Raw genomic sequence first — 17,349 nt, 5'->3', positions numbered from 1 at the left:
GGTTTTAATTCCCGTCTCAAAAACAGTGGAAGGTCCTCTATTTTTGAGACGAGCTTATGATTCTTTTTAGAAATTACTTTTTATGAGTGTAGATGGAATAACTTCGAAATAATAATCCATTCACCGTCCAGTTTAAGTAATTGCTGAAAATCAGTGTATGATTCGTCATATGCATCATTTTCTAAACTTACACGAACGGAAGCAATCGTTCCTTCAACATCTAAAATATCCACTCTCGATTTAAGATTCTTTGCAGGACCAGCTTTATCCATGAAATCCCATAAGTTATCAATAGGTCCACCTAAAAAGCCATCAGTTGTGTTGTAACCATACATCGTTGCATCTTTATGAAAAGCTTGCTTTGCTACTTCTTTATCACCTGAAATAAGGCCTTCAATATACTTATTCACTACTTTAATAATCTCATCGTAATCTTTTATTGGTGTTTTACTCATTTTTCCCTCAATCTCCTTTAAGTTATAAATAATTTAACGATAATAAAGTTTTCTAACTCAGGCTCGTTTTATTTGATTAGAACTTGGAAAAGCTACTCTTATAAATTTCGCAAAGCATCTGCTATAGGAGTTTTACCATCTTTCATTGTGATGACTTTTCCAATGGTATTACGATCGTGCACACTTTGAACTAACGTGTCCACTACATTTTCGATAGCATTTTCACAAGGATAATCAATATTGACATCTATTTTTCCAGATCCAGGCTCCTCTTTTAAAGCACCAGGCTGTAAGATTGTATAGTCTAGCTTGGTATTATGAATCAGCCAATGATCAGCAAAATGTTTAGCAATATTATAATTTGTTAAATCTTTTAGAAAAGCTTGATCCCACTTGTCTGGTTCAAGAGAAAATACGGAACTAAGCATAATAAATCTTTTTATCTTCTTGCCTTCAGCAGCGCGCATCACATTGACAGCGCCATTTAAGTCAATCTTCAATAAATCTTTTCCTCTAGAACCAGCCACAAAGAAAATGGCTTCTGCGTCATACATATTTTCAGCTATTACCTCAGGGCTAGCTAATAAATCTATATGGACATAACGAACATTGCTCGTATTGCTTGTGAGGTTATCTCTTCTCGTTCCTGCGTAAACAAAATGACCTTTCTCAACTAGTTTATCAACAAGAAGCGAACCCACTCGACCATTCGCTCCTACTACTAATACCTTCATTAAAAGAACCTCCTTGAAAACTGAATTTAAAATAGTGCCCATCTCACAACTATAAACATTATATTAATATGGTCAGACCATATTAATATAAACTATATAGAGCTCATTGTCTTATTCTGTTATGGTTAATTACCTTTCTTTGCTTTCGTAATCAGAAGTCTTTCTTTCAAATTACTTCATTACCATTCTTGTGCTGTAGGTGTGACAATGACATCATTAATCATGACGTTCGCAGGCTTATCCACCACAAATCCAATTGTTTCAGCTACAAAGTCTACGTCAATAGCTACCTCATTCAATCCTTCTAGCACATCTTTTACATCTTTATCTGTCACTGTATCCTGCCAGTTAGTTGCAATGACACCTGGTGAGACTAAAACAGCTTGAATATTATGTTTGACCGATACCTCTTTACGTAGACTTTCGGTGATCGCTCTTACTGCATACTTTGTAGAACTATACACGCCATGACCTTCACCAATCGCATGACCGGCAACGGAACCTACATTAATGATTTGTCCACTTCCTTGTTTCTTCATATGAGGAAGGACCGCAGCTACTCCATACAGCACACCTTTTACGTTAAGATCAATCATCGTTTCCCATTCTTCTACGTGAGCGTTATCCCACATGGAGAACAACATCATCCCTGCACTGTTAATTAACGTATCAACTCTTCCGAATTTACCTACTGTAAAGTCTACGAGAGATTGAACGTCTTCTTTGACGGTCACATCTGTCACTTTGTAAGAAGCTGTCCCCCCTTCATTATTGATTCGCTCTGCTAGATTTTTTAGTTTCTCTTCATTTCTGGCAGCTAGAACGACTGAAGCTCCATTCTTCGCAAGGTGAAGCGCTGTTGCTTCTCCAATCCCACTTGAAGATCCTGTAATGATTACTACCTTGTCTTGAATATATGACATGTTTTATACTCCTCCTTTAGGTTGATCTATTGTAATTTCAACTTATCTTCTAAAACCATCTGCGTACTGTTTAGGCACAGTCGTCTCTTTTTTCAATGTAGCTGCAGCTTCTAATGCCCAGTGAGGGTTACGTAGCATCCCTCGACCAACAGCTACAAGGTCTGCTTCTTCATTTCCAATTACCGCGTTTGCTAATGTAGGGTCATCTAGTCTTCCCACTGCAATCACGGGAACATCAAGAGCTTTCTTGATTTCTCTCGCTAATGGAGCTTGGTAAGCTGCATGTGTACCCGGTTTTCCCCAAGCAGCAATTGGTCCTTCTCCACCTGAAGAGATATCAAAAATATCCACTCCTGCTTTTTGGTATTCTTTCGCAAATTCGATACTTCCGTTGATGTCATATCCACCTTCTACGTATTCTTTGGCAGAGATACGCATCATTAATGGCATATCTTCTGGAATCTCAGCTTTCGCTGCTTCAATAATTTCTCGGCCGAACTTCGTTAGATCTTGTCCATACTCATCTTCTCGCTTATTCGTTAACGGGGAGTGGAATTGATGGATTAGATAGCCATGAGCTCCGTGAATTTCAATGGCATCGAATCCGGCCTTTACTGCACGCTGCACCGCCTTACGGAATTTTCCTACCATTTCTTTGACTTCAGCTGTTGAAAGAGCTCTTGGTGTTTTTGATTTTTCATCAAATGGAATCGCTGAAGGCGCAACCGGTACTTCTGCGTCTTCTGCCTTACGTCCAGCATGAGCGATTTGGATACCAACTTTTGCTCCATAACGGTGACAAGCTTCTACTATTCTTGCTAAAGCAGGGATTTGCTCATCTGACCATAATCCTAAGTCAAAGTCTGAAATACGGCCATCAGGTTCTACGTCTGTCATTTCAATCATAATAAAACCAGCTCCACCGATTGCTCTATTTACATAGTGTAAGTAATGCCAGTCTGTTGCAATACCGTCTTTCTTTTCAACCGAATATTGACACATCGGTGACATGACAACACGGTTTTTTAACTCTAATCCTTTTAACATATAAGGACTAAATAAATGTTGATCCATTCTAAAAACTCCTTTTTATTAAATAAATAATTGAATAAATGTTAACCACAACATATAGTTCCTCATGCATGTTAAATTATACGATTTAGTATACTTAAAACATATAAATCCAACACTTTTAAATGCATGCGCGTGCATATAATTTACAATAGCTATTTCTCATTGTCAACCTATACATTTTCATATAAAGGATTTACTTGTTTGTATAAATAGGCTTGTAAGTAATAGTTTCATGATATAAATAAAAGTTTAAAGAAGTAATCTGAATATTAGATAAAGGAGCTTACATTGGAATTAAGACAAAGCGAATATTACATTTAAGTGGCAAAGCACAAACATATGACGGAAGCAGCAGTGGCTTTGCAAGTTGCCCCTCTGCGGTCAGCCGCAGTAAACGCCAGGATTTCTAGAATAGAAGCGATGCATATATTTAAAATGAAGCAGACTCACCAAAGGGGTAAGCCTGCTCAAAGTCTTAAGAGCTTTTTATTTTCTCTTGTTCAGCAACTACGAATTCTTTTTTGTGAAACATTCCCTCCGATTTGGCTATTACTACTGTAGCCAATGCATTCCCTACTACATTAGTTGCAGTTCGAGCCATATCCATTATGAAATCAACTGCCATAAGTAATGCAATACCCTCCATTGGCAGCCCTATCACAACAGAAACACTAGTCAACACAACAATTACTCCTGAAGGAACGGAAGCAACACCCTTAGTAAGTAGCATAAGTAAAAGAATTATGTGAACCTGCTCTAATAGCGAGAGTTGAATATCGTAGGCATTAGCTAAAAACAAAATAGCCGGAGCCATGTAGACCATTCCACCATCGAGATTAAATGAATAGCCAAGAGGCAATACAAAAGATACTACTGAATTTTTGACACCGTATCCTTCTAAACGTGCTGTAAGAGGGGCAAATACAGACTCGGAGCTCCGTGTTGTAAAAGCAATTAATAATAAATCTTTTATTTCATTAATTAACTCCCAATAACGAATATTATAGATGCGAGCAATTATGGGAAAAATGATTAATATAACTATAGCTAAACCAGCATAGGTTACTAAAATTAAATCAAGCAAGGTACTTAACTTTTCGAAACCGTAAGTAGCCATACTATAAGCAATAGATCCAAAAACACCAATTGGAGAAAATTTAATGACATAATCTAAAACTTTAAACATTACTTTAGAAAGGGCCTCAAGAACATCCTCTATAGGTTTGGCTTTTCCCTTTAGGGAACGTAAAGCCAAGCCAAAGAAAACACCAAAGTAGACAATGGCTAATATATTCCCTTCTGAAAAGGCTACAAATATATTAGAAGGTATTATATGAAGAATAAACTCTCTAAAGTCAATTTTATTGGCCTCAAGTCCCTCTAGAGCTTTCATATTTCCTCCTGATAAATCAGCTCCAACTCCAAGGTCCACCATATTAGCAAGCAGTAAGGACATAACGATGATTAAAGTTGTAACAATTTCAAAATAGATAATGGCTTTTAGAGAAAGCCTACCTAGTGATCCGGTTGATTTTATTTGAGCAATCCCTAATATAATTAGGGGGAAAATCAATGGTACAATTGTCATCTTAATCATATGAATAAAAGCATCACCTAAAATTTTTGCTTCTATCCCTATGGTTTTACTTATCGATCCTAAACATAAACCTAATACTAGAGCAATGGAAATCTGGAGCCATAAAGGAATTCTTCTAAGAGCTTGCATTACCTATCCCCTTTCAATAGTAAGGTGTGGTTTTGCTTAGCTTACTCTATCTTAGTAAGTGCCTTTTCTATGCGTCTTAATGCTTCCTCAAGTTCCCCTTCGGACATAGCACATGAAATTCGAATGTTATGCAAATAGCTAGAGCCAAATGCTATTCCTGGAGTAACTGCTACCTTAGCTTCATCCAGAAGATAATTGGCAAGTTCAATTGAATCGAAGTTGCCAAATTTGATTTCTGGAAAAACATAAAAAGCGCCTTCAGGATGGGGACATATAACACCCGGAATTTGATTTAGATAAGTCACTACTTGATTAATACGTTTATCATATATGCTACGCATGTGTTCTACTTCTTCTTTCACTTCCTTAAGAGCTACGACTCCTGCTTTTTGGATAAATGCTGGAGTGCATGTTGCGAGATGCCCCTGTATATTAGAAGCAGCAGGTACAAGTTCATTTGGCAATGCTAAATAACCTAATCTCCATCCAGTCATGGCATGCCCCTTGGAGAAGCTTTGTACTGTAATAGTACGATTTTCAAGTCCAGGTATACTCGCGAGCGAAGTAAATTGATGTGTTCCATAAACCAACTTTTCATAAACTTCATCAGCAATAATAATTAGGTCTTTCTCTATCACAACATCCCTAAGATTATGAAATTCCTCATTAGTTAATACTCTACCAGTTGGGTTATTTGGGTTATTTACAATAATGGCTTTTGTCCGCTCAGTACAAGCAGCATCCAGTAAATCTTTTGTAAGTTTAAAATGATCATTAGGATTTAAATCTACTGAAACTGCATGTCCACCAACCATAGTTATTAACGGTTCAAAGCTTACCCATGCTGGATTGATAACTAATACTTCGTCACCAGGATTTATTATGCTTTTTAACGCAACATATAACGCTGGTTTCCCCCCTGCCGTTACAATAATTTGGGAAGGGTCATAATTGACGCCATTTTCAGTCTTTAACTTATGAGCGATCTCATTACGTAACTCTGGAATTCCATTACTACTTACATAGTGTGTCATCCCTAATTTCATGGCATTTTCCGCTTCTTCAATAATCATATTTGGCGTATTAAAGTCAGGATCTCCTCCAGCCAAATTAATAATATCGTGACCTTCTTGTTTAAGAAGCGTAACTTTATTTAAAATTGAAAGAGTTTTTGATTCAGGCAATGCTTGTAGCATAGTAGCACTTTGCAAATTCATACATCTCCTCATATTTATCAGGATAAATTTTTATGTGGTATTTTCGGTATTGACCTTAATATCACTGCTTTTTAATCTAACTTCTCTGGCTGACATTCTGTTTCAACCTAAGTATGGTTTCGTTTATAAGCATTGCCTCCTAATGATCTACTATGAAAATGAAAAATCCTTTGTTATTCTTAGATGGACTTTAACATACCCCCATCAACTAAGAAGGAACTTCCTGTCATATATGTGCTTGCATCTGATACCAAGAATGTCACCACATTGGCAAACTCTTCTGGAGTTCCATAACGCTTCAGCAGGATCGTTTCTTGTGATGCTTTTGCCACTTCTTCACGTGTAGTCCCAAGCTTATCTGCTTTGATTTGATCCAGGAATGCTACTCTGTCTGTTGCAATTCTACCCGGTGCAACCGTGTTAATCAGTATATTAAATGGAGCTAATTCCTCCGCTAGAGTTTTAGTTAATCCTACAATTCCTAACCGAAAGGTATTAGATAGTATAAGTCCCGGTATAGGTTGCCTAATTGATGAAGAAGCTAGGTTGATAATGCGTCCTCCTTGTTTCTTGAGATGAGGTAAAGCTTCACGAATTAAACGGATATAGCTTAACAAATTTAGTTCAAATGCCTTTTCCCAATCTTCATCGGAGAATTGTTCAAACTTACCACTAGGAGGTCCTCCTGCGTTATTGATTAAAATATCGATTCCATCAAATGTCTCTGCCGTTTTCCTAACTAACATACGGATATCATCTACATTTGTAATATCAGCCTGACAATATTCAACCCTTCCTTTACCCAAAGAGTGAAGTTCACGCTGTAATTCTCTCAATTTGACGCTGTCCCTGCTTGTTAGCATGACATTTACGCCTTCCTTGACTAGTTGTGTTGCAATAGCCTTTCCGAGTCCTTGGCTTGATGCAACAACAAGGGCAACTTTATTTGTAAGATTCAATTCCATGCGAAGTTACCTCCCCTTTAAGTTTTAAATCTTTTACATGATTAACCAGTTTTTCAAACCCATCAATATGACATTCTACAATGTCCCCATCACGTATTACGACAGCTCCTGGAGTACCAGTAGAGATGATATCACCAGGTAATAATTTCATAACCTTAGAGTGGAAAGATATTAAATGCCAAGGAAGAAAAGACATGTTAGAAACAATGTTTTTCCGGTGAACCTCTCCGTTAATAACGGTAGAAACATTTAAATTTACTACTTCTTCAACTTCGTCAGGTGTAACCAGGTGAGGACCAAAACTGAAAAATGTATCGAAACTTTTCGATCGAGTCAAATATCTAGGATTTCTCTGTAAAATATCTTCTGCTGTCATATCAATTATGGTAGTAAAACCAGCGATTACATTAGGCGCATCTTCTTCAGACACATCCTTACATTCCTTTCCAATAACAATTCCAAGCTCTGCTTCTGCTGTTGTTCTCTCAGATTGCAAAGGAATTTTGATCGTATCATTGGGACCAATAATGGTAGTATCCGGTTTTAGAAAGCTTGCAGGTTCTGTATTCGGTGCATTTTCGTTTAAATCAGCTGCATGCTCTATATAATTCAAACCAATTCCCCAAATTTTTCTTGGATGACGATATAGAGGTGCATACTCTACTTCTTGAAAAGGAATTAGAATGTCTCCTAGTTCTGCAACTTTTTCTTTACCTTCTGAGTAATACCATTGTTTCATCCCATCTAATTGGTTAGAAGTAATCATTTCAAATAAGTCTGTTGACCATTCCTGATTAAATTTAGTATTTAAATCTTCTATCAACAAAATTCCATCATGAACTACAAGCCCCGCCATTTCTTCTCCGTTACGCTGAATTGTTGCTAATTTCATAGAATATTCCTCCTATTTATTTTGACTAAGTCATCATAAATTAATATGGTCTGACCATATTAATTTATCTATTTTCATAATATAAAGACAATTTGAATTTGTAAAGTATTTTATTTTTACTAAATTTCGTGAATCAACGATTATTATTGATAAATTTTAGAGATTAATTATATATAGCAAGGGCTATTCTTTCTATAATCCAGAAGAAAATATTACTTTAAGTAATTTAAAAAACATAAAAAGCAGCCAAGCAGTTTTCTTTGCCTTGGCTGATTTTAAAAATAATTTCAATTATGGTGACATACTAAAAAACGTTATAGAACTTCTTGTAAAACAGAGCAAGTCAAATGCTTGTTTCTATACGAAATGAAAAGCCAAATAATATTTTGTGAAAAAAAGAAAATATAGTGGTCTTACCTTTTTTAAGTAAAACCATCGCAAATAATGTAATACCTTATAGTATCAATTCAAAACCTTAAAGCTCATTGTTCCAAATTTTAATTTCGTTTTTTTCGAGATGATCAAGCATAGCTAATCGAACTTCTACTGCATCCCTTTTCTTCAAGGCTTTAAGAATCCGTTCATGTTCTTGGTGAGCCTCTTCTAAATATGATTTTGATAATCGCTTGGATTGATTCTTACTGACTTTTAATGCTTCTAAAAATGTTGGAGAAATCATATCAAATATGGTTTCATAGATAGAGTTTCCAGAGGAAATAATAATCAAAGAATGAAAGCGATAATCTTCTTCTATCCCAATTCCCCCATTACGATTCACTTCAATCAATTCTAAGTGGGCATTTTCAATTGCTTCTAGTTGCTCGCTAGTAGCTCTTTGGGCTGCTAGGGCAGCAGACTCTACTTCAATTCCCCTACGGAACTCAAGAATTTCTTTTAGCGTTTGTTCTTCCATCATAAGCTTCTGGGTGATGGGTTCAACAAAGGTACTGCCATTTATCCCTTTCAATATACTGCCAACACCTGAACGCTTTTCTATAATCCCTTTAGCTACAAGAACACTAAGCGCCTCTCTAATAGCTGTTTTACTTACCTGAAATATTTCTACAAATTCATTTTCAGTAGGGAGCTTATCACCCGGTTTCAAATTTTCTTCCTGAATATATTGAATAATTTCAGAGATAATCTCTTCATATAAATTTTTTTTCTTAATATTTTTAAGTACCAACCTTGTCACCTCTTTATACCTTCTAAAGTTAATATGCTTACATTTTAAAGTATCATTTATAACTAATAATTATTATACTATATAATCATATATAATTTAATAACAGTCAAAGAGGAATTGTTATATGTTGGGATTTGTAATCAAATTAGGCTTTTATAGAACCTCGTAAAAAATACTCTGTATTTCACCCTATTTAATTGATTAAATCTACAAAAATGAATCGTAACTTGTTTAGTCAGCGATTAATTATTAATATTCATTCAGGTGATAATTATCTAATATCCAGGAGGTTTAATAAGTGAAAAGAGATAGAAATTATAAAGTTCAACAGCCCCCCAAAATGTATCAACAGGTTATAAATCAGCTTGTTGAATATATTGAATCCGAGCAACTATCTGAGGGGGCCAAAATTCCTACCGAAAGAAATTTAAGTGAATTATTAGGGGTCAGTCGTTCATCAATCAGAGAAGGTATTCGAAGTCTTGAACTTTTAGGATACCTCGATTCAAGACAGGGAGAAGGAACATTTGTAGCTAATCCACCTCCATTTTTGATTCCATCTCAATTAATAAAACAACAGCTGAACCACACAAATCTACAAAATTACTATGAGGTATTTATTATGTGTTCCAAGCAGATCGTCTCACTATCCCTCTCTCTTGGTTTATCAAATAAGGAACTAATTGAGAACAAATCGATCCTTAAATTTACAGGTGATTTCTGGTCTGATTTTCCAAAATGGATAGAATACATAGCTACCGGTTTGCAAAATCCATTTTTCTTTTCCTTATGGTTAAATAATTATAACGTATTAGAAGAAAATGATTATTTTTGCACCCTTAATTTGAACATACAATTTAATGTCTTTTTAGACTGTTATTTAGTAAGAAATGAGACAAGATTAAAGGAATTATTTCATGAATTATCCAAGTTGGATAAAACGAACCCAATCTAATATCAAGGAAATAAGATTAACCTTATGCAGCTGGTTTGTCCAGTGAAATAAGAGGTGTGGAATATTCATCAATCGTCAAAAAATGATTTCCTATCCGTAAATCAATAGAAGCTGATTGTTGGGATTGTTTCAGTGGTTCAATGATAAGCTCTTGCTCCTTTATCTTCTTTAAGATTGTTTTATTGGACAGAATTACAATAGTTGTACCTCCCGAATCCATATTCTCTAATATAATCTAGCGACTGATAGTTATAAGCTTTCCTGACGTATTCGTCTCTTAATTTTTCTATTGACACTTATTACTAATTTGTGACTCAGAAAACCAATAAATAAGATGATGACCAATAATAAAGTAATGGTAGCGCCTGGTGGAGTTCCTAATGTATAGGAAGAGACCGATCCCAAAAAGATACTAAACATGGCAATAAGAACAGCAGTCACAATTACCACTATAAATCCTTTCATGAACCTTATCGCAAATGCAGCTGGCAAGACCAAAAGAGCTGAAACTAAAAGAACTCCGATCGTTGGTATAATGACTGAAATAGCTAAACCAACCGGCCGTTGGAAATATCTTATTCTATGGTTTATAAAGTCTAAAGAGCGTCGTTATAGTGAAATTAAAGCTTTTTCAGGCGATATTTCCCAATGTTCTCATAAAAAGCAACTTCGAGAATTAGAAACAGATGTCTTAATTAATCGCAAGATATATCCAGAGGCTCCTCCTCGAGTTGAATATTCATTGACCACAAAAGGAGAGGAATTCATTCCTATTATTGATTTGATGGAAGAATTCGGGAGGAAGTTTGGAGAGCGAGTTGATTAATAAAGACAAACGTTACCCCAATACCAGAGAAATTAAAAACAAAGGTGCACTCAGTAGAGGCACCTTTGTTTTTAATTCATAATGTATTTTTGTAAATCTATAAATAACCATACTGTTTTGAGGAATTATGCGTACTATTCCGGCTAAGCTATCCGGACCCGTTAATATTGTAATTCTGAGTGCATAAATAAGCCCTTCCATTCCGCCTCTTTTTTTAAAATACATTATCTAAGTATGAAACCGTATTAAATCCTTCTTCCTTTAGTTGCATAAGAAAAGAGCTGCCTTAAAGACAGCTCCGATCTTTAGATAAAGCCAACCATTAGTTCATTAAGAAAGGCAATTTCCATTTTATTACTTCCAGGGTATGGATAGAGTATCACTCAACAAGCTGATCCTCAATAAAATGCTTACTCTTGATAACCTTTCCTTCCTTATTTTTATCATAAACATTGTATTCTTTTTGTGTTTCAGCATCTGACCAAATGATATATGCAATTAGATCATTCTTATGATGTTCTAGCCGATCTGTATTCATGTAACTTTCATCAAGCTGCCAGTCTCTTGGCAAATCTTCACTTTCCCTATAAAAGGATATATCAAAAATCCTGTTTTTTCCTTCCATTACTTTCATTTCTTCTTCAACCGAATGTTCCTTACTGTATTTTTCCACTATTTCTTTCAATTCAATTAAATCTTTTGGTGGATTTAGAATCATATAATGCTTTTTAACAGTCACATCTTCTTCATCCTTTTTACCAAAGATCTCTTCTGTATTTTCAATTTCGAAAATCTTTGTTTCCCCACTTGATTCCTCATTCTTTTTACATCCAATTAAGTTTAATGGAATTAAGAATATACAAATCATTAAAACTATAATTTTTAAATTAACTTTAATCACTCAATTTCCCCTCAAATGGTACATCCATTTCCATTACAGTAACAAAGGGCTTATATTTGCCATTATATTCATCATAATGCTGTAAGACAAACCAGGAACGGAATCCTGCTAAGTTGACATACTCCTTCTCAACATCTGGCCGATCCAACCCAAAATGATCATATAAACGAACACGCATGACTCCTTTAAAATGATTATTCTCTACAGAAAAATCTTTTACGGATACCGTATTCCCCCAAGTATCATTTACTGTAATTGTAAGACCACCTACTCGATCACTCCAAGTGCTAAACGTCGGATAACTAGCATTTCTCTGTATCAAATTATAAAATTCATTTGTATTCTTTGTACTTTTATCCAATTTAAGTGCTGCCAAATTACCTCCATTTTTCTTTAGCTCATCAACTAAGGCATTTTTGACAAATTCAACATAGGCTTTCGTTGTTTCATGCTCACTCGCTTCTTTAGTTAAAGTCTGGTTTTTGTACTCTTTACCAGTTCCCTCTTTAAAATGATTAATCATATCTAAAATAACATCTTCCATATCTCCCATGGAAAACAAGCTTGTTGTCATATCCTCGAACTCATAAAAGAGAATACTTGGGAAATAAGATTCAAGTAATTGGAACCTGAACATCCAGCTAATGTCTTTTATTTCATCTTCTGTATAATCATTTGTTTTCATATCATTCGCTACATTTCCATTTTCATCATAGCCTTCTGGTCTATCTGATTGATAAATTTCTGTATCGGTAAAATCAGAGTACAACGGTCTCAAATCCTCATTATCAAACTTTCCATCTCCGTCACTATCTTTTCGGTCAGGGAAACTGGTTGGAAAGAAACCTTCAAAATGAATTTCAACTCCAAAAATTTCTACCGTGAATGATTTTAATTGCCCCATTTCTTGCCCATCGGTTAATCCATCTCCGTCACTATCCTTCTTATTAGGATCTGAGTTAATTATACCGTACGGTGTTTTCATTCCTTCAATTTCATAGCTGTCGTATAAGCCATCCCCGTCCGAATCTGTTTTATCAATTTCTACCTCACCTGATATACCATTTTCGGCACCTCTTCCTACATCACCTACTGTCTTCATTGCAAGATTGTTAAGCAGATCTTTATTTTCATCATGCGTCCTTGAGTAGTCTATTTCCCGTTTCCATAGCTCCAACCATTTTGCCTTATCAACAACCAGATATTCACCAAAGTGAGTAGTTTCCACACTTATTGTATTTTTACTTGTATCTAACACAGTGTTAATGCTTTCAAACATTTCCTCGTCTTCATTGTACCAAATGATGGCTAGATCATCTTCCAACGTGTCTCCGAGCTTCGCTTCATCATAAGTAAACTGAATGCTTGCTTTCTCAAATTCTGATTGCGTATTGATGCTTACAGGGGAACCAATAATACCGTGTAAATTAGTTGTTTTAATATTTATGTTGTTTGTGCTGCTAATTCTAGTCGTTTTATTAATATTATCCTTTGCACTAAACTCAATTTCTACGCTTTTAATTTCTGATTTATCAGGCTGAATCAATGATTTACTAATCGATTGTTTATAGAGTTCTTGTGAATCCTCGCTTCCGTCATTGTCGCCGTCTGCAGCATTCGGATTTGTCTTTAAAGCATATTCATCTCCATCACTTAACCCATCGTTATCTGTATCATACTTATTAGGTAATGAATCGAACTGATGTACTTCAAATCCGTCAGTTAAATCATCTTGGTCCGAATCTCCCTTAATCAAATTTGTTTGATTAGCTTGCTCGTCTTTATTACTCAGGCCGTCTTCATCGATATCTTCATCTGCATCACTTATGCCATTACGATCTGTATCAATTTTTGTCGGGGAAATAAATGATTTAACCTCATATTCAATATTGTCCTGCAATCCATCACCATCTGTATCCTTTTTAAATGGATTCATTCCCTCTAGGAATTCTTTTCCATCTGTTATAGTATCGCCATCCGTTTCAGAGGTAGATTCAAAGAATTCTGTGTTAAATGAATAGCCTGCTTTTTCAAGTCCGAATAACACTTGTTTATAAGCATTTTGATAGGATTTTGATGCAGGGACAGCTAGATCTTTTTCTAGAAACTCATTACCTTTTTCAGACATTTTCCCAGCGTTATTCAAATGAGCTTTTAGTTTATTTCCTTTGTGATCTGCTTGATCGGAGATATCCTTTAAGATGCCGATAGCATTTTTATTGACAATTTTATCCGATAAATAAAAATTAAAGAGTATATCTGCAAGTAATACTTCAGTTGGTTCATTAAAATCGTTTTTTGTTACATACCCCCATAAACATATGGTTAACTTATGTTTGATTTCCAAGAGCCGATCACTTTTAAGAACCGACTCATGAATATACTCCTCTTGAACAGCTTGTTCATATTGGTCAATCAATTGTTGAAGTACATCAAGTTCATTAATATCTTTTTGTTTAAAGTCTCCGATTTCATCAAATTCCGCTATCAGTTTAGAATCAAACTTAGCATTAGTTTCTTTTATGACTGTCGCGAAACGCTTTAATTCATTTATTGCAATCTGATCATAGATTTTTGCAATTCTGGTGTCCTCATAGAATTCATATTCACTTAACCACTGTTTTACATTTTGCTCACTAGAGTTATTGCCCTTGGCAACCACCGCTTGCCCAATTCCGCCGAAAATCATTGCAAAGATCAATAAAAAACTCAATATACTTTTTACTTTATTTTTCAACGTGATAATCACCCCTATAAAAATATTAATTTAACCTATTACGATATCATGGTTCCCATCCAAAGAAATATTGTCAAAATTCTTAAGTTAATGTCATTAAATGAACTCCTTTACAATTGTTATTTTCTAATAGCAACTAGTTAGTACCTATAAAAGCAAAATAGGAATTTACTCCAAACAACGATAATGCTGAATATTCTGAAATTTACCAAATCAGAAAGACACCTAGTGCATTGCCTTTTTAAATTTACCGAACATAAATAAGTCTTTGAACCAATAGATTTTCGGACTGTAAACCAATGGCTGATTCCCGTTTAGCTCCTCAACCGTTTATATGAAACGTGTCAGAGGATGATGCTTTTTGTTCCTTGGACTGTGCCGAAAATGCAAAAAGCATTGAAGAGCATAAAATAAACAGTAACAGCTCTTATAGTTCCTTGAGGGATAAACTCATTTTTTCTCCTTCCCTCCCTAAAAAATAATTTTTTCAACTAAGTATTAGTTTACAGATTAAAAATATGGATTATAAGGTAAAAATTTCCTATATATTTTTATCAGACTTATGAATTAATGGTCTTATTTTTAGAGATTAAACCAATATATAGCCAATTTTCTTTAAATCCACCTTTTAATTCAGATGTACTTTCCTTTTCCTATAAGAAAAACCCTTTAGATATCCACAAAGGGGTAAAGCATCGTAACTTTTTTGCAAACATCACAACTTTATTCAAAATATCTCATTTTTTTATAAAAAACGTGACTATATTTTAGATACCACACTCTGTACAATTTTAGGGTTCATTTCTTTAGCCATTGCAGGTTTACTATGTAACCGATGAACGAACAAAAAAGACCTTCAATTGAAGGTCTTTACTCATATGAGGAACAATGTGGATAAAGGCCCCTCCCTTAATGTGTCAATAAGACCATTTCTCACCATCTGTAATCCACTGATTTTTCTTTAAATCAAAGGATTCATAATCATCGTGAAGAGAAAAGTAGGCTGGCAATAAGATTGCTTGTCCATCTGCTTTTTTCCAGCAATCTGCGACCCAAGTAGCAAACGCTTGTTTTTCTGCAAGGTTAATTTCTTCTTCATTTTTTTCGTAGAAATCCCAAAAGTCTTCTGTTTGATTACCTAAAAGGTGGGTGTATCTTACATTTTCAATCATACCCAGACTACCTGCAAAGATAGTAGAATCCTTCCCCTCGTTAAAGACTTCATTAGCCTGTCTATCCATTGAGAACATAGTAATGGATAAGTTAAACTCGGAAGGATCATTTACAAATGCTACAAAATCCAATAATTCAACTTTAGAGTAAATGGTGTATTTATGTAACTCCTTTATATTGCTGATTAATGTTTCCGATTTTGCTTCAAGGTTTTCTTCGACTGACTTCATATAACTGTCTATCGTATAAAGAGATTTGACTTCTTCATCTTCTTTGACTGTTTTTTCTTCATCTTCTTTGACTATTTTATCATCAGAATTGGCTTTCTTGTTCTCCGTGTTTAATGCTTCACAACTCAATACCCCCAATAATAAAATAGAAAATAAAACAAGTGATGCTTTTTTCAAATATTCTCCTCATCTCTATAACTTTTCCATCATACTTCAACCAATTATACCTAAACGATCTCCGAAGCATACAAAAAAATACCCGACAAGGATTCCAAGCAGGTCAGCTTTAGCAGAGGCGCTAATACCGTTTCCAATAATCCCCAAGAAAAAGCTGCCTTAAAGACAACTCCGATCTTTAGCTAACTCACCCGTTAGCTATCCATGAATCGCAAAGAATGAAAATGGTTAGGAAGTTTCTATACTGATACTGACCTTAATCCAGTCAACACTAATCCATAGTCTAATTAATTAACGCTCTCCTCTTTTTTTAAACGATTGAGTAGGGTCGTCTTAAGTATTGTCATTTTTCATTTTTAAAGAAACTTATTTTCATGGTAGTTTAAGTGCAACCCTTAACATACAACATTTTTTGAAGAGTGAAGGACACATTATCCCCCTCATTCCTTAATAAATAAGAGAGATTTTTTATGCGATAAATCTATAAAATCCTCTCTAATAAGTCCCCTACTTTCTCTGCCATTTCCTCCGGTGGATAAGGCATGCCATTTTTTAACCACCATTCCACTACACCTACATAAGCATTTGCCACAAATTCGACAACTACATCTTCACTTTGACCAAAATTTTTTCCTTTTGTTATATCCACGTCTTTTTTGAACTCTTCGATATTATGCTGAACAAACCGGCTGCGAAAGTACGGAGCTCCCTCACTTGCCAACATCGTCGAAAAAAATAAATAATTACGTTCAAGATATTCCATGCAGTGTACAGTCGATTCAATCCAATCCATTTCAGCTTCCGATTCACAAAGGTTAACCATGTTATTGATATGTTCTTCTATGATTTTATCCAACAGATCAAATTTATCCAAGTAATGGAGATAAACAGTTGCACGGTTAATATTTGCCCTGTCAGAAATATCCTGAATGGTCATGCTATCAAAATTTTTTTCAGACATCAATTCAAGAAATGCTTTCTTAATTGCTTCTTGAGTTCTTACAATTCTTCTATCCACTTTTGCCATATTAACACCATACTTTCCTTGAGATAGTCAACAATTTTTATTGATTTGTTGTTTAAACAACAAAACTGATTAAATTAACGATTTATATGCCTTGTTTTGTTTAAATTTATATTTTAAATTATAGACAGATGTCGAGAAAACATCAATTGTA

General features: G+C 34.9%; 17 protein-coding genes. 2 read left to right on the top strand and 15 right to left on the bottom strand.

Annotated features, from left to right (window positions below):
* Positions 1-80 precede the first annotated feature (80 nt).
* The 9 genes from A6755_RS12395 to A6755_RS12355 form a co-directional block, all read right to left on the bottom strand.
* Positions 81-455 carry a nuclear transport factor 2 family protein gene (locus A6755_RS12395; RefSeq protein ID WP_063590811.1) on the bottom strand — a complete coding sequence of 125 codons (375 nt, stop codon included), beginning with the start codon at positions 453-455 and terminating at the stop codon, positions 81-83.
* A gap of 98 nt (positions 456-553) precedes the next feature.
* The gene (locus A6755_RS12390; RefSeq protein WP_063590810.1) at positions 554-1,189 is read right to left on the bottom strand and encodes an NAD(P)H-binding protein; all 636 of its coding nucleotides are present in this window, start codon (positions 1,187-1,189) and stop codon (positions 554-556) included.
* Positions 1,190-1,368: 179 nt separating this feature from the next.
* On the bottom strand, positions 1,369-2,112 hold the full coding sequence (locus A6755_RS12385; protein ID WP_063590809.1) for an SDR family oxidoreductase: 744 nt from the start codon (positions 2,110-2,112) through the stop codon (positions 1,369-1,371).
* Positions 2,113-2,154: 42 nt separating this feature from the next.
* Entirely contained in the window at positions 2,155-3,186 is a 1,032-nt protein-coding gene (locus A6755_RS12380; protein ID WP_063590808.1) for an NADH:flavin oxidoreductase/NADH oxidase, read from the bottom strand.
* A gap of 475 nt (positions 3,187-3,661) precedes the next feature.
* The gene (locus A6755_RS12375; protein WP_063590807.1) at positions 3,662-4,912 is read right to left on the bottom strand and encodes a dicarboxylate/amino acid:cation symporter; all 1,251 of its coding nucleotides are present in this window, start codon (positions 4,910-4,912) and stop codon (positions 3,662-3,664) included.
* A 41-nt stretch (positions 4,913-4,953) separates the two neighbouring features.
* Entirely contained in the window at positions 4,954-6,129 is a 1,176-nt protein-coding gene (locus A6755_RS12370) for a pyridoxal phosphate-dependent aminotransferase (protein ID WP_063590806.1), read from the bottom strand.
* Between the two features lie 179 nt (positions 6,130-6,308).
* Complete coding sequence (locus A6755_RS12365) at positions 6,309-7,094, bottom strand: SDR family oxidoreductase (RefSeq protein ID WP_063590805.1); 786 nt, start codon at positions 7,092-7,094, stop codon at positions 6,309-6,311.
* Entirely contained in the window at positions 7,072-7,986 is a 915-nt protein-coding gene (locus A6755_RS12360) for a fumarylacetoacetate hydrolase family protein (protein WP_063590804.1), read from the bottom strand. The genes A6755_RS12365 and A6755_RS12360 overlap by 23 nt, the downstream gene beginning before the upstream one ends.
* Positions 7,987-8,461: 475 nt before the next feature.
* The gene (locus tag A6755_RS12355; protein WP_063590803.1) at positions 8,462-9,172 is read right to left on the bottom strand and encodes a FadR/GntR family transcriptional regulator; all 711 of its coding nucleotides are present in this window, start codon (positions 9,170-9,172) and stop codon (positions 8,462-8,464) included.
* 298 nt (positions 9,173-9,470) lie between these two features.
* Here A6755_RS12355 and A6755_RS12350 point away from each other — a divergent pair, with 298 nt between their 5' ends.
* Positions 9,471-10,127 carry a FadR/GntR family transcriptional regulator gene (locus A6755_RS12350; RefSeq protein WP_063590802.1) on the top strand — a complete coding sequence of 219 codons (657 nt, stop codon included), beginning with the start codon at positions 9,471-9,473 and terminating at the stop codon, positions 10,125-10,127.
* A gap of 22 nt (positions 10,128-10,149) precedes the next feature.
* Here the strand turns inward: A6755_RS12350 and A6755_RS28250 are convergent, their stop codons facing one another.
* Entirely contained in the window at positions 10,150-10,347 is a 198-nt protein-coding gene (locus tag A6755_RS28250) for a dCTP deaminase domain-containing protein (protein WP_063590801.1), read from the bottom strand.
* 29 nt (positions 10,348-10,376) lie between these two features.
* Positions 10,377-10,625, bottom strand: a complete 249-nt coding sequence (locus A6755_RS26020) for a metal ABC transporter permease (RefSeq protein WP_275452464.1) — start codon at positions 10,623-10,625, stop codon at positions 10,377-10,379.
* Between A6755_RS26020 and A6755_RS12340 the strand changes: the two genes are divergently transcribed.
* The gene (locus A6755_RS12340) at positions 10,546-10,953 is read left to right on the top strand and encodes a winged helix-turn-helix transcriptional regulator (RefSeq protein ID WP_284108571.1); all 408 of its coding nucleotides are present in this window, start codon (positions 10,546-10,548) and stop codon (positions 10,951-10,953) included. The two genes, A6755_RS26020 and A6755_RS12340, sit on opposite strands and share 80 nt — an antisense overlap.
* 379 nt (positions 10,954-11,332) lie before the next feature.
* Here A6755_RS12340 and A6755_RS12330 read toward each other — a convergent pair whose 3' ends face one another.
* From A6755_RS12330 to A6755_RS12315, 4 genes are all read right to left on the bottom strand, one after another.
* Entirely contained in the window at positions 11,333-11,854 is a 522-nt protein-coding gene (locus tag A6755_RS12330; protein ID WP_048679278.1) for a hypothetical protein, read from the bottom strand.
* Positions 11,847-14,591, bottom strand: coding sequence for a DUF3289 family protein (locus A6755_RS12325; protein ID WP_063590800.1), 2,745 nt, complete (start codon positions 14,589-14,591; stop codon positions 11,847-11,849). Before A6755_RS12325 ends, A6755_RS12330 begins: the two co-directional genes overlap by 8 nt.
* Before the next feature lie 917 nt (positions 14,592-15,508).
* Positions 15,509-16,171, bottom strand: coding sequence for a hypothetical protein (locus A6755_RS12320; protein WP_244889662.1), 663 nt, complete (start codon positions 16,169-16,171; stop codon positions 15,509-15,511).
* A 481-nt stretch (positions 16,172-16,652) separates the two neighbouring features.
* Entirely contained in the window at positions 16,653-17,198 is a 546-nt protein-coding gene (locus A6755_RS12315; RefSeq protein ID WP_063575850.1) for a TetR-like C-terminal domain-containing protein, read from the bottom strand.
* Positions 17,199-17,349 lie beyond the last annotated feature (151 nt).

Origin of the sequence: Peribacillus frigoritolerans (assembly GCF_001636405.1) — a bacterium.
Lineage (GTDB): Bacteria > Bacillota > Bacilli > Bacillales > DSM-1321 > Peribacillus > Peribacillus frigoritolerans.
Note: the sequence above shows the minus strand (reverse complement) of the source record. Positions and strands in the feature narration are given on the sequence as shown.

What these genes read in the sequence shown, in the direction of transcription:
- A6755_RS12385 (WP_063590809.1), bottom strand. Translation starts at nt 2,112, where the DNA reads ATGTCATATATTCAAGACAAGGTAGTAATCATTACAGGATCTTCAAGT.
- A6755_RS12365 (WP_063590805.1), bottom strand. Translation starts at nt 7,094, where the DNA reads ATGGAATTGAATCTTACAAATAAAGTTGCCCTTGTTGTTGCATCAAGC.
- A6755_RS28250 (WP_063590801.1), bottom strand. Translation starts at nt 10,347, where the DNA reads ATGGATTCGGGAGGTACAACTATTGTAATTCTGTCCAATAAAACAATC.
- A6755_RS12395 (WP_063590811.1), bottom strand. Translation starts at nt 455, where the DNA reads ATGAGTAAAACACCAATAAAAGATTACGATGAGATTATTAAAGTAGTG.
- A6755_RS12315 (WP_063575850.1), bottom strand. Translation starts at nt 17,198, where the DNA reads ATGGCAAAAGTGGATAGAAGAATTGTAAGAACTCAAGAAGCAATTAAG.
- A6755_RS12375 (WP_063590807.1), bottom strand. Translation starts at nt 4,912, where the DNA reads ATGCAAGCTCTTAGAAGAATTCCTTTATGGCTCCAGATTTCCATTGCT.
- A6755_RS12370 (WP_063590806.1), bottom strand. Translation starts at nt 6,129, where the DNA reads ATGAATTTGCAAAGTGCTACTATGCTACAAGCATTGCCTGAATCAAAA.
- A6755_RS12390 (WP_063590810.1), bottom strand. Translation starts at nt 1,189, where the DNA reads ATGAAGGTATTAGTAGTAGGAGCGAATGGTCGAGTGGGTTCGCTTCTT.
- A6755_RS12340 (WP_284108571.1), top strand. Translation starts at nt 10,546, where the DNA reads ATGGCAATAAGAACAGCAGTCACAATTACCACTATAAATCCTTTCATG.
- A6755_RS12360 (WP_063590804.1), bottom strand. Translation starts at nt 7,986, where the DNA reads ATGAAATTAGCAACAATTCAGCGTAACGGAGAAGAAATGGCGGGGCTT.
- A6755_RS12380 (WP_063590808.1), bottom strand. Translation starts at nt 3,186, where the DNA reads ATGGATCAACATTTATTTAGTCCTTATATGTTAAAAGGATTAGAGTTA.